Here is a 13831-nt window from a genome sequence, read left to right as displayed (position 1 = left end):
GCCAAAATTAACATGTCACTCGATTCATGAATCGAGTGACATGTTAGACACATCTCTAACGTACACCGGCGCGATTTATTTCAGCTAAGTCACCTGCAGTACCAATAACAGAAGCATACCGCATGGTTTGTCTCTGAGCAGGCTCATAAACTGGCCATGGGATGGATACGCCGGGATTGCCAGTTTGAATAAATCCTAACCATGCGCGCCGAACAGCGGTTGTTAAATCTGCAACAACCTCTGGAATAGCCCCTTTCAATATCGGTACATCCTTGTATGCTTCGAAATTTCCGAATACAAACGGCAGTTCTATGCCATGGCAGGCTTTAAAAGGAGATCCGTACGGTGCCCAATCAAACTGATATAACCACGTACGTGAGCCGGCTTCATGAACGGCTTCTGCTAATCTTAGAGCGGGGAACAGGAATGTATAGTCAGTGACCAAGTCGGATACCTGTTCGATAATTGTACTACCAGGCCGCCGCCGGCGGTATAATTCGATTGTTTCTTCTTTCCCGGTCAAAGCAACAAAACGCTCACGAACCAAAGCGGGATCAAGGGCTTTCAGATTCCCTAAAAGAATATTTGCTTCCTCTCTATTGGTACCCGCAATGAGTTCAATACCTGCTTCGCCGGCACCTTTTGCAGCCATTTCAATAAAATGGTCCGTCGTAGAAAGTGAATCAATAACAGGCATAAAAGGGAGCGTAATTTGACCAAAACGCTCAATTTCCTTAGCCAATTTTCCCGATGCTTGTATGATCTGGGCAGTTGGCAAGGTAATCAATTGTGCGGTGATTTCTTTTGGATCACTCTGATCAACATTCAAGATATCCAGCAGCCGATTTCCATATTCCAATGCTTTTGCTTCTGATAATGGAGCAAGACTTGCGGGCACACTCTGTAGAACAGCTCTTTGGAAAAGACCTCGTGCCTCTCCCATGGCCAATAGGCACATAATGGCATGGGCTCCCGCGGATTGCCCCATGACGGTGACCTGATCAGGGTCGCCGCCAAAATGCGCAATATGATCTTGAACCCATGTTAGAGCTGCGAGGATATCGGAAATCCCCATTAGTCCATTGCTAATCCCCGGATAATGCAAGAATCCAAAAGCGCCGAGCCGGTAATTGACGCCTACGGTAACGATGTTTCCATCCTTAGAAAGTTCTGCTCCATCGTACCAGTCCAGCGACCCGGCACCGGTCATATAATGACCTCCATGTAACCAAACGACAACAGGGCGTTTTTCCTGATCTACAGCAGGAGTTGAGATTGTGAGCGATAAGCAATCTTCCCCTTGAGGCGGTTCAGATGATTCTCCGATAGCTTGACGTAAGGGGGAAGGCGGTTGCGGTGCAATACAGCCATGAATGCTTGCATCCCGAGTTCCGATCCAGGCAGATACAGGGCGTGCCAGCGAAAAGCGATATTCCCCCTCAGGTGCTTTGGCATAGGGAACACCACGAAACTGGATGACATCATTTCTTCGAATCCCCTGAAGTGTGCCAAGAGAAGTTTGTACGATACATGATTCGTCGTTCATAGAAGGTAACTCCTTTACTTAAAATGATAGTGACGTTCCGGCGATTTCCAGTAAGTTTCCGTGTAATTAAATCTCCTTCCACAACCGATACTACGCACCCTTTATGAACGAAATATGAAGCAAATGGGATAAAATGTAAAAAAAAGGTGAACGGTTCGTTCACCTTTTTGCTCGCTGGTTGATCGGGTTTACACGGCTGGAAGGAAAACGGTTACCGCCGTTCCTTTCTCTGCAGCGCTGTCTATCTCGACCCGGCCGCCGTGCAATTCGACCACGCGCTTTACGATCGCGAGTCCCAGCCCGCTCCCCCCCGCTTCGCGGTTGTGTGATTTATCAGCCTTATAGAATCGTTCGAAGATACGCTTGCGGTCTTCTTCGGCAATGCCGATTCCCGTATCCCGAATAACGACGCCGATTTCGCCAGTTCCGGATTGAAGCTCGATTGAGATATCACCGTCCTCCGGCGTAAATTTGATGCTGTTGCTGAAAATATTGAGCCATACCTGGCTCAGCAGGTCTTCGTCCGCATGAATCGCCGTTTTTGGAAGCTCGAGGTGAATATTTAAGCGTTTATCTGCCCATTGTGGTTCCGCGGCTAAGACAATACTGCGCAGCTGCCTGTCAAGCCGAACAAGTGACGGATGGAAGGGATTATGGTTCGAATCAATCGTGGCCAGCCGGAGCATGTTCTCGCTGAGCCGGGACAGCCGCATGCTTTCGTACCGGATTATGCTCAGATAGCGCCGCTGCTCGGCTTCATCAAGACCGTTTGTTTGCAGGATGGAAACAAAACCCGAAATGGACGCAAGCGGTGTTTGAAGTTCGTGGGACACGTTGGAAACGAACTCCTGGCGCATCTTTTCGACTTGGCTCATATCGTGGGCCATTTGTTGAAATTGTGCCGACAAGACGCCCAATTCATCCTTGCTCTTCGTCGGAAGATCAATGCTATAGTCTCCTTTGGCAATTTTTCTGGTTGCGGCCGACAATGCTTTTAAGGGCTTCACCACTACGCTTGTAAAGAGAATGAACTTGGTGTTGGCGATCACAATCGCAATCAAAATCAAAACACCCAAAATCTTAAACAGTTGAGAATTATTAAAGCCTACCGGATGGATCACAAGTGCCAACTGCTCATCCGCTGCTTGTAAAGGGAAACCCATGTACAGGCTCGTGGGCAGGGGCAGAACAGATGATTGCCTCACGACTTCGGCACCGTTCTGAATGCGGCGGATATCCTCGCTAGTAAGGCTGGACTTGCTTGTCTGGCCATATGTGTAGCGCAGCCCGTTCCGATCATATAACCACAGGGATACCTTCTGCTTTTCGGAAAACTGTTTCAGAAAGAGGTCGCGCTCGGATGGTGCAAGCCGGGGAAAAGCATCCGATATTAACCAGACTCGAACCGCATAATCGTGCTGGATGGATTGCGTGATTTGATCTTTAAACAAATATACGGTTATCGGAATGGCGCTTCCGAGACCGATCGCCACTGCAGCGAAAAAGAGCAGTACAATCTTTAAATATAAGCTCTTAATCATAGCTTTCCGTCTCTAGCCGGTATCCGAGACCGCGAACCGTTACAATGCGGAACAGATGGGTGAAGGCGGCAAACCGCTCCCGCAGCCGCTTGATATGAACATCGACCGTCCTCTCGTCCCCTTCGTGGTCGAATCCCCATACCGCTTCGATTAACTGCTCCCGCAAAAAGATTTGGCCGGGATAGCTTGCTAGCTGATACAACAGCTCGAACTCCTTAAGCGGCAAATTCCAATTCAGGTTGCCGTCCGAAACGGTCCCCCGAAGCCGATCCAGCTTGATGCTGCCCAATTTGACCAGCTTATCGGCTGCAATCCGGTACCGGCGCAGCACCGCTTTTATTCGGACCACCAACTCCTGCGGGTCAAAAGGCTTGACCAGGTAATCATCGGCGCCTAAGCCGAATCCCTTCACCTTCTGACTCGTCTCATGCTTGGCCGTAATCATGATAATCGGCAGATCGGGGTTCAACAGCCGCAGTTCGCGGCACAAATCCCACCCGTCCATGATTGGCATCATGACATCAAGCACGACCAGATCCGCAGGCGAGTGTTCCATTTCCACAAGCGCCTCTTTGCCGTGGACCGCTCCCCGGACACGATACCCTTCGCAGCTTAAAACTTTTAAAATCATTTCCAACATATGCGCATCATCTTCAACTACAAGAATACTTGTCATTGCTTATGCCTCCTTACCAATTCAGCCAATTATAGCATTTGGAGATTATCATTGTGTAATATCTGTAAAATACTAGGGCGAGATGATAGAATCGTACCACACTCATTTCAGGCAAGAGGTATATTGAAAATGATGTCGAATTGTAAAATCTATGATGAAACCAAACAAAATATGGATGATTACGATACTCTTTTTAATAGTCTTGACAGGCTTTCGATTTCTGTGGCTTCAAGCCAATTCATCTGTCCATAATCCGGCAGCGGTGAAAGGCGTAGTGGATTTGCGGAAATGGACTTCACTGACTGAACATTCTCTGCCGCTTAAAGGCGAATGGGAGTTCTATCCGCTTGCATTTATGTATCAGAATGGCGTGCGCACTGCAGACACTCCCTCTCCAGGCGGACCGATCCAGGTTCCTGGAAAATGGCGGTTCGACGAGAGGCTGTACGGCAACGAAAATTTCGGCTTCGGCACTTACCGTTTGAACATCCAGGTGGATCCACGCCAAGGGAAGTCTTTTGGCATCCATATTCCGACTATCAAGAGCTCGTCGGAAGTGTATATAAACGGGCAGCTTCTGGGTCATTCCGGTCAACCCGCCAAGAGCAAAGAGCTTTATACGCCGTTAGACATTCCTTATACTTCGTATTTCACCCTGGAGGACCAAAGTGAAATAGAGGTTGTTATTCAGGTTTCGAATTTCGCCAATCTTCGCAGCGGGGGGATCGTCCATTCCATTAAATTCGGGCTGGAAGAGCCTCTGAGAAAAGACCTGGTCATTTCCGGTAATATGGTCTGGGTTGCTTGCATAGCTTATGCGATACATGTTTTATACGGTATTATCGTTTACCTGATGGGCGGCCGGGACAAAAGATTGCTTTATTTCTCCCTCATGGTGATGTGCATTATTCTCGCAACTTTACTGGATGGAGAAAGATTGTTGTATACGTGGGTGCCGTTCACATTCGAATGGAGCTTAAAGGTCATTTATCTTGGCATGTTATCCGGCGGTTACTTTCTGTATCAATTGATTTCCGACAAGCTGCCGTTATTGCTGCGGCGATGGTTTTCACGGATTTACCATTTATTAGGTGCAGTTGCGGTTATTTCCGTTTTGCTGCTGCCTCTGGCTGTTGTGCAGCAAATGGAAGGATTATATTTCGTCCTGATGTTCATCCCCTGCACCATCACGATTGCCTACATGTACAAGTCGGCAGCCGGCATCGACCTTGATAACATCTTTCTGCTTCTGGCTGCGGTCGCGGCAATCAACAGTCTGGTCTGGCTAATCATTATCAACACATTTGGGATCGAGATGATTGCATATCCATTTGATCTTATTGTAGCCATGATTTGTTTTTCGTCGTTCTGGTTCAAGCGTTATTTCCGAATGTCGGAGGAATCGCGCACAGTGGCGGTCACTCTCATGCAGGCCGATAAAGCGAAGGATGATTTTCTGTCTACCGTCGCTCATGAGCTGCGCAATCCGCTGCACGGCATGATCAACATTTCACAGTCATTATTTGAACGGGAACAAGGCAAGCTGGGGATTAACAGCGTCAATGATCTGAAATTGCTTGCTGAAGTCGGACGGCGTATGTCCTATACGCTCAACGATCTGCTGGACATGGCCCGACTGCGGGAAAACCGGATCAGCCTGAACCTGTCTGCCGCGTCAGTCCATGGCGCAGCTTCAAGCGTAATCGATATGCTTCGGTTCATGACGGAAGGCAAGCCGATTCAACTGAATAACCGGATACCGGTCCATTTCCCGCTTGTTCATGCCGATGAATACAGACTGAATCAAATCATGTTCAATTTACTGCATAATGCCGTTAAGTATTCGCATGCGGGCGAAGTCTCCGTACAAGCGGAGGTCATGGACGGATGGGCGAGCATCTCGGTTGCGGATACAGGCATCGGAATTGAATCGGATATGCTGGTCCGACTGTTCGAGCCTTACGAACAGGCATCTTCAGATCCGATTTCACGAAACAGCGGTCTAGGGCTGGGACTCAGTATCTGCAGAAAACTTGTGGAGATGCATGGAGGAGTTCTGAGCGTTCGCTCACAACCGGATGAAGGCACTGTATTCACGTTTACTTTAAAACTTATTCCGGGAAGGGATATTGGCGAATTTGCGGCACCATTAACCGCAGCGGCAGAAATGGCTGCAAGTGATTATGCCGGGGCTGCCACCACCATGAAGACTCCCAGTGAGAAACCTGCTCCTCATTCTTCTCCAGACCGGATTCGATTGCTCGCAGTGGATGACGATCCAGTCAATCTGAATGTGCTGAGGACGATTTTTACGGATGAAATTTATGAGGTGTCCACGGCAATCAGCGGCAAAGAAGCACTCAAACTGCTGGAACAAGGTAGATGGGATTTAATTATTTCCGATGTCATTATGCCGCTAATGTCCGGGTATGAATTGACTGCGCGTATTCGTGAACGGTATTCCCTTGCCGAGCTGCCCGTGCTTCTCTTGACGGCGAGCAGTCGGGAAGAGGACATTGAAGCGGGCTTTCGCGCCGGTGCCAATGATTACGTCACAAAACCGGTGCATGCGACAGAACTAATGTCGAGGGTCAGGTCGTTGACCAATCTGAAAAAATCGGTGAACGAACGTTTGCGGATGGAAGCGGCTTTACTGCAGGCTCAGATCAAGCCTCATTTCGTGATCAATACATTCACAGCTTTATCTGCTCTGAGCAGAATTGACACGGAGAAGATGGATGCGCTCATTGAGGAACTTACCCAATACTTCAGACTTGGCATCGATTTCCGGAATTCCGACCGGGCTGTACCGCTTGAACGCGAGCTTAAGCTAGTTCGTTCTTACTTGTATATTCAGAAAGAACGGTTCGAGGACAGACTTCAAGTTGTATGGGATGTTGACGATGAAGTGGACCTCTACCTCCCTCCCCTGACCATCCAGCCGCTCGTGGATAATGCGGTTATACACGGAATCATGAAGCGTAGTACAGGCGGGGAAATCCAAGTCAGAGTTACCAATCTGGAGCGTTCTGTTGAGATACAGGTTAGCGATAATGGCGTGGGCATGGATGAGAAAACGATCCGGCATGTCCTTGATCGGCAAATGGAAACACACTCAGGAATCGGTTTGCTGAATACGCATCGGCGTTTGATGCAGTTTTGCGGCAGCGGCCTGAGAATTGAAAGTAAACCGGGCGTTGGAACCACAGTCTCGTTCACGATAGCAAAAGCTGAATTGCTTTCCTGAGCGATATACATGACAAGCAGACAGCTTGGATTTGGATTCATACAGATACTGTCAGCGTAACCGCCCTTTCAGGGCGGTTATTTTGCCTAACTACCATTCGGTATACGCTGCAAAAATCTTCTTAAGTGATGCCTGCATGACTCTCGTCGCAGTATCGGGGTCCAATTACCACCTTTTATCTTCCCAATTCTTCTGGCATTCATCCCGAAACCTTTGCACCCACTGCTCGGCCGTATCGTCGGCCAGCTTATCAAACGATGGCGGGGATATATGTATGTTGTTTAAGGGAATACCCAGAAATTCCAATACCTTCAACACCGTTCCTTCGTAATCAAGAATAAAATCTTCGTAGACAATCGTCAGCGGCAAGATGCCAGACTCAGTGAAGAAATCTTCAATCGCCGCTTCACGCATTGTACTCTCCATGAGCAGATGCGAAATCGCGTCAATATTGTATTTATCCGCTATCTCATGCTCCTGCGGTTTGCCGCCATATTCGCGGTGCCATTCTCCTGTGACAATCGCCCGCCACCACGATACGGCAAGCCGGACTTTGTTCCGGCGCGTCATATAGATATGCCTGTTGCAATTCGGAAATGCGGTACTCCATACTTCTGCCCGTGAAACCTCCTGCGGCAACTCGAACATTTCACGAAATGCGTCGATCCATCTTTGTTCAAAATTAATTTTCAACCCGAAAACTCCGTTAGAGGTCGTCCCGTCCTGCCATATTTGCTCAAGATTTTCGCGAGTTAAGGTTGACGGATGCCGCTCTTGAAAATGCAGCCATTCTCCCGGATCGCCTGCCACCCCCGTCGAGGCAAGTGCTTTGTTAAGCAGGGTGCTGCCCGTGCGCTGCGAGAACCAAATGGTATAGCTTAATGCGGGTTTATTCATAACGTATCCTCGTTTTCTGCCCTTCTGGCGCAATTATTGTTTAAGTAGTTACTTCTGTCAATCACTAGAGCAGTGGGTACTGATTTCTTCTCATGGAATGCAGATCATTCTAATTATATGGGATGGCATTAACCGCTGCCTAGTGTTATTGATATCAGATGATAGATCGAGAAGAGAAACATGCGTCGAAATGCAGAAAAAAAACGGGCGCGCTTTCGCGACCCGTAGGACTGGAGCTTAATAAATTGTTCTTAAGCCTTAACGGCATATTTCTCGCGCGCCTGTTCCGTTGCCTGGACCATATTGCGAAGCGAGGCGATCGTTTCCTCGTATTTGCGGGTTTTGAGACCGCAGTCCGGATTGATCCAGAACTGATCGGGAGCGAGTACCCGCAGAGCACGGTCGATCATCAGGCCGATTTCCTCCACTTGCGGCACTCGCGGACTGTGGATATCGAAAACCCCCAAACCGATCCCTTTATCGTACGTATAGGCTTCAAAGCTTTCGATCAGCTCACCATGGCTGCGCGAGGTCTCGATCGAGATGACATCGGCATCCAGCGCGCTGATGGAATCGATGATATTATGAAAATCGCTGTAGCACATATGAGTATGGATTTGCGTCTCATCCTTCACCGTCGAGGTGCAGAGCCGGAACGCCCGGACTGTCCAGTCCAGATACTGCTGCCCTTGCTCCCGTTTAAGCGGCAATCCTTCGCGTATGGCCGGCTCATCCACCTGAATCATGCCAATGCCGGAAGCTTCGAGAGCCTCTACTTCGTCTCTTAGCGCCAAAGCAATTTGATAAGCGACCTCTTCCCGGGATTTGTCATCACGTACAAAGGACCAGTTCAATATGGTGACCGGTCCGGTCAGCATTCCTTTTACGGGCGCTGCCGTAAGCGATTGGGCGTATACGGTTTCGGTGACAGTCATGGGCGCTGTGAATTCGACATCCCCATAGATAATCGGAGGCTTCACGCATCTGGAGCCGTAGGACTGTACCCAGCCGTTAGCGGTAAAGGCGAAACCAGCCAGCTTCTCTCCAAAGAATTCCACCATATCATTGCGTTCAAATTCGCCATGCACAAACACATCGAGGCCAAGCTCCGCCTGCAGTCCGATCCAAGTTTTGATCTGCTCTTGAATGAACGTCTCATACTGTGCGTCGCTCCATTCTCCTTTGCGCCATTTCTGCCTTGAGCTGCGAATCTCAGGGGTCTGCGGGAAGCTTCCGATCGTCGTTGTTGGCAGCAGAGGCAAGTTCCATCGCTTCTGATGTGCTTCCCTGCGAGTCTGAACATTCCCCTGACGAGTTGACGGCTGCGAGGCCAGTTCGGTCATCCGTTCATGCACCTGCCTGCGATTGCGGGATGGCGATTGCTGCAGCGTTTGGCGGCTGCGGGCAGATGTGTCCAGCTCGGAGCGAATGGCATCCGGACCGGAATGAGCGCCTTTCGCCAGCAAAGCAACCTCTTCCAGCTTCTCGCCCGCGAATGCGAGGGCTTCACGGAGCGTCGGCTCAAGTCCCTGCTCCTGCGCTGCGCTAACTGGAACATGCAGCAGGCTGCAGGACGGCTGGACGAAGATATGGTCTGCGGGCACTTTTTCAGCAAGCTTGTTTAACGTCTCCAGTATCTCCGTCAAGTCTGCCCGCCAAACGCCCCGTCCATCGATCAGCCCTGCGCCGAGCACCTTATCGGATGGAAATCCGAGTTCGCGGACCGCCTTCAGGTTCCGTCCGCCGTCATGCACGAAGTCCAGTCCGATGCCATGAACGGGAAGCGCAACGACTTCCTTGTAATAATCGACCGCTTCAAAATAGGTTTGCAGCAGCAGCTTCACGCCTGGCGCTTCCTTCGCCAGCTTGTCATAAATACGGGCAACAAGCTTCATTTCATCCTGGTCAAGCGTCGTAACCAATATCGGCTCATCGATCTGAACCCATTCTACCCCTTCCGTTTCCAGCTCGCGGAGCACTTGACCGTACAAAGGCAGCAAGCGGTCGATCCAGCTCTCCAGTTCCTCTGCGGTATAGCCTTTTGACAGCTTCAGAAACGTATAAAGGCCGACAATGACCGGTCTGCCTTCAATGCCAAGCTCGGTCTTCGCCTCGCGATATGCTTCAAGCGGTCGGTTTGCGGTCAGCTGAGGCTGCCTGTCTTCCAATTCCGGCACAATATAATGATAATTCGTGTTGAACCATTTCGTCATCGCGCAGGCTGTCGCTTCACGAGTTCCGCGTGCCATCGCGTAGTAAGTCTGCAGGTCCGGCTTGCCTCCCTCGTATCCAAACCGCCCGGGGACAATGCCGAACATGGTAGCGGTGTCCAGGATATGATCGTAATAGCTGAAGTCTCCAACAGGAATGCAGTCAATTCCCTGCTCCTTCTGCTTTTTCAGATTACGAAGCCGTATCGCCTTCAGCTCTGCGTGAAAAGCTTCTTCTTCCAATTTTCCGGACCAGTACGCCTCGAGCGCTTTCTTCCATTCCCTTTTCTCCCCAATGCGGGGATAACCCAAATTACTGCTCTTCATATGCTATTCTCTCCTCTTGTGTCCTCAAATAGAATCAATACGAGAAAGATAACATATCCCCAAGCCAATAGCGTAGATCTAATTAACTATGACTAGATATAGCCAAAAACTATAACCAGGTGGATTGACCACATTTTAACCCAAACAGCTGAAGCTGATCTTGAGTCACACTATTCAACAATAAACATTGTAAAAAGCATACAAAAATGCTAATATAGATGGAATTATTTTCTTGGCGGATGATTTAGATGCGCACTCAAATAACTGATTCGATTTTATTTTCAATACCTGGGAGTTTTGAAAGAAAAACGCCTTGCGGCGTCTTTTGAGGTGCGTGTTCGCAAGCTCAAACAGACTGCCGCCAGACGTTTGTTCTAGAATCAAAAAGATGAATCAAGGGATAATAATTACAATGAAAATTTGGATTCCGATAGCGTATATCGCGGCCAGAATATGTTTATACATGGAGGAATTCATGATTTTACACAAGGGTGAAACATTGTTTCGGCAAGGAGAATCAGGGCCGCTTTATCATCTGAGGAGTGGTCTGCTGAAAATTGTCCGGGTCCATAAAGACGGTACCCTGATTTTGGTTAATATCATCGTACCGGATGAGATCATACCGCATCATTCTCTCATCAGTCCCAACCCTTATTACGGTACGGCAGTTGCACTCGTTACGTGCGAGATCGAGGTTCTGTCCGATGTGGAATGGTATGAGGAGCTGGAGCGACATCCGGAGAAATGCCGCTCCATTGCCTTATTGCTGCAGGATAAGCTGCGTATGATGCAGCAGCGAATCGACCAATTAACGGAATCCTCACCGGCAGAGAAGCTGCGCAAGCTTCAAACCTGGTTCGCTGCCTACATCGCACCCGCCACTTTGACGGATGTGTTGACACAGGACGAAATCGGTCAGTTCATCGGCCTCCGCCGCGAAACGATCAACCGGCTGCTCCGCAGCCAATCTGCAGCTAAGCCTCCTTTATAAATATTTTTTATGGTCAGTTTCACGCTTATTTATCAGGGAGTTAAGTCTTTACCTCCGGTTACAAGCTGCTAGAAGGACCGAAAAATTCAAAATGAATATCTGCCTCAGGTACTTCCCACTTCTGTAAAGCGCTGTTCACAGCCTTCATAAAAGGGATAGGGCCACAGAAATAGAAGCTGGCTTCTTTCGTCGGTACGACCTGCTGCAGCCATGGCAAATCGATATAGCCTTCTTTATGAAAAGCCTTCAGCGCTCTATCCTGTTCCGTCGGTTTTTCGTAGCACCAATAGATGGAAACCTGCGAGTGCAGTAGCGCAAGCTCCTCCACCTGCTCCCTCAACGCGTGAACGTGGCCATTCTGAGCAGCATGAATGAACGTAACCTGTCTGTCCGGATTCATCTCTGCCAGTGTATGAAGCATACTGACCATCGGCGTTAATCCAACTCCGCCGCTTATCAAGACCACAGGGCGTTTGTCGCTGAGATTTACTGTAAACTCACCAGCAGGAGCAGAGAGCCACAAAACATCTCCTTGTTCAACCTGATTGTGCAGATACAACGATACCTGCCCATCAGGGTTATTCTTTATGCCTTCCTCCCGCTTAACCGAAATCCGATAATAGGGCTTGCCGGGAGCGTCAGACAAGCTGTATTGGCGGATATGCGTATTCGTCTCTCCTGGAATTTCCACCTTCACACTGATATATTGCCCCGGTTCGAATGCTGCGATAGCTTGCCCGTCCTGTGGAACCAGATAGAATGAGGTGATAACATCGCTCTCACTCACTTTCCGCTCCACCCGAAACGATCTAAATCCAGTCCAGCCTCCGCTTTGCCGTTCGGCTTGTTCATAGAGCTCCGCCTCAACGCTAATGAAGGCATCAGCAATGACACCGTATGCTTCCGCCCAAGCCTGCAAAATTTCCTCAGTAGCGGCGCTGCCAAGCACATCCTTGATGGCCGCAAGTAAGTTCTCCCCTACTATGGGATAATGCTCTGCTTTAATACCAAGACTGCGGTGCTTATGCGCAATCTGCTTCACAACCGGAAGAATCGTCTCCAGTTTATCGATATGCAGTGCGGCTGCATACACTGCATTCGCTAGAGCCGCCTGTTGTCTTCCCTGCTTCTGGTTCGCATGATTAAAAATATTCAAGAGCTCCGGATGATTCGTAAACAGCAGTTGATAAAACCTTGTTGTAATATCAGTCCCATGCACTTCCAGCACGGGTACGGTTGATTTAATAATTTGAATCGTTTGATTGCTTAGCATGATCTTCTCCTCGCTTTCATTCGCTTGGTATAAACAAAGTATATATAGGAAGGAGAAGGTCCCTTGTGATTACAATCACAGGAAATAGCAACGATTTGTGAAAACACCTGCCATTTGTTGATGTTGATGTTCATGATACATTTCAGATTGACGGTCAAACTAAAGTCTCATGCAGCGCATCGATATAAGCGGAAGCCAGCTTGGTAAGAGCGGCATTCTGATGACAGATCCATCCCACATGGATCGTCTCGTCGCTTGCCAGCGGAACCGGAATAATTTCGTTTCCGTTCAAATCGGCGCTGAGCACGCCCGTCGATATCGTATAGCCGTTCAAACCGATCAAGAGATTGAATAAAGTTGCCCGATCATTGACGCAGATGCTTTTTCGGCGCGTAAGCGTACTGAGAATTTCCTCGGAGAAATGAAACGAATTAAACTCTCCCTGTTCAAAATATAAATAAGGATAATCGTCGAGCTGATCCAGTGTGACGAAGGCATTACGAGCCAAAGGGTTATGAACGCTGATAAATACATGCGCCTTTGCGTTGAACAAGCTTGTAAATTTCAGATTAGCGTTTTTGAGAAGCCTGTTGATGACCTTGGCATTAAATTCATTGATATACAAAATGCCGATTTCGCTGCGCTGGCTTTTGACATCCTGGATAATTTCATGGGTCTTGGTTTCTCTTAAAGCCAGTTCATATTCGTTCTGGCCATGCTCGCGAACCAATTTCACAAAGGCATTTACCGCAAACGCATAATGCTGGGTCGATACCGAAAAATGCTGAGGGGATGGCTTCGCATTGAGATAACGGCTCTCCAGCAATTCGGCTTGTTCGATCACCTGCCTCGCGTAACCGAGAAATTCGGCTCCCTCCTTGGAGAGCGAAATGCCTTTATTTGTCCGTTCAAATATAGTGACTTGAATTTTATCCTCCAGTTCCTTGATCGCGTTGGAGAGGCTGGGTTGGGATATAAACAGCCGCTTGGCGGCTTCGTTCATGGAGCCGCGGTTGGCTACCTCAATCACATACCGCAGTTGCTGCAGTGTCATCTTAGCACTCTTCCTTTCCGGTCAACTTCAACGTATCCTATTTGGATCATCCAACTGCGCCTTCACGAT

At 48.9% G+C, this 13831-nt stretch carries 9 protein-coding genes; 2 read left to right on the top strand and 7 right to left on the bottom strand.

The genetic code is table 11. The features are described from left to right. Positions 1-55: 55 nt before the first annotated feature. From IEY46_RS08425 to IEY46_RS08415, 3 genes are all read right to left on the bottom strand, one after another. The gene (locus tag IEY46_RS08425; RefSeq protein ID WP_188990928.1) at positions 56-1546 is read right to left on the bottom strand and encodes a carboxylesterase/lipase family protein; all 1491 of its coding nucleotides are present in this window, start codon (positions 1544-1546) and stop codon (positions 56-58) included. A 188-nt stretch (positions 1547-1734) separates the two neighbouring features. Continuing rightward, positions 1735-3087: a sensor histidine kinase gene (locus tag IEY46_RS08420; protein ID WP_188990926.1), complete on the bottom strand. Its 1353-nt coding sequence runs from the start codon at positions 3085-3087 to the stop codon at positions 1735-1737. Further along, positions 3080-3763, bottom strand: a complete 684-nt coding sequence (locus tag IEY46_RS08415) for a response regulator transcription factor (protein ID WP_188990924.1) — start codon at positions 3761-3763, stop codon at positions 3080-3082. The genes IEY46_RS08420 and IEY46_RS08415 overlap by 8 nt, the downstream gene beginning before the upstream one ends. A 151-nt stretch (positions 3764-3914) precedes the next feature. Between IEY46_RS08415 and IEY46_RS08410 the strand changes: the two genes are divergently transcribed. Beyond that, a complete protein-coding gene (locus IEY46_RS08410; protein ID WP_229750145.1) occupies positions 3915-7010 on the top strand; it encodes a hybrid sensor histidine kinase/response regulator in 3096 nt (1031 codons plus the stop codon). A gap of 165 nt (positions 7011-7175) precedes the next feature. On the opposite strand, the gene IEY46_RS08405 is transcribed toward IEY46_RS08410, so the two are convergent. Both IEY46_RS08405 and metE read right to left on the bottom strand, forming a co-directional pair. Then, complete coding sequence (locus IEY46_RS08405; protein ID WP_188990922.1) at positions 7176-7907, bottom strand: Stf0 family sulfotransferase; 732 nt, start codon at positions 7905-7907, stop codon at positions 7176-7178. 251 nt (positions 7908-8158) lie between these two features. Continuing rightward, a complete protein-coding gene (metE, locus tag IEY46_RS08400) occupies positions 8159-10444 on the bottom strand; it encodes a 5-methyltetrahydropteroyltriglutamate--homocysteine S-methyltransferase (protein ID WP_188990920.1) in 2286 nt (761 codons plus the stop codon). A 475-nt stretch (positions 10445-10919) separates the two neighbouring features. Here metE and IEY46_RS08395 point away from each other — a divergent pair, with 475 nt between their 5' ends. Further along, on the top strand, positions 10920-11435 hold the full coding sequence (locus IEY46_RS08395; RefSeq protein WP_188990918.1) for a Crp/Fnr family transcriptional regulator: 516 nt from the start codon (positions 10920-10922) through the stop codon (positions 11433-11435). 58 nt (positions 11436-11493) lie between these two features. Here IEY46_RS08395 and hmpA read toward each other — a convergent pair whose 3' ends face one another. Together hmpA and IEY46_RS08385 are read right to left on the bottom strand one after the other, a co-directional pair. After that, positions 11494-12708, bottom strand: coding sequence for an NO-inducible flavohemoprotein (gene hmpA / locus IEY46_RS08390; RefSeq protein WP_188990916.1), 1215 nt, complete (start codon positions 12706-12708; stop codon positions 11494-11496). A 154-nt stretch (positions 12709-12862) separates the two neighbouring features. After that, positions 12863-13762, bottom strand: coding sequence for a LysR family transcriptional regulator (locus IEY46_RS08385; protein ID WP_188990914.1), 900 nt, complete (start codon positions 13760-13762; stop codon positions 12863-12865). Between the last annotated feature and the right edge of the window lie 69 nt (positions 13763-13831).

It is taken from the genome of Paenibacillus nasutitermitis, from assembly GCF_014641075.1.
Lineage (GTDB): Bacteria > Bacillota > Bacilli > Paenibacillales > Paenibacillaceae > Paenibacillus_Z > Paenibacillus_Z nasutitermitis.
This window is presented reverse-complemented; position numbering and strand designations above follow the sequence as displayed.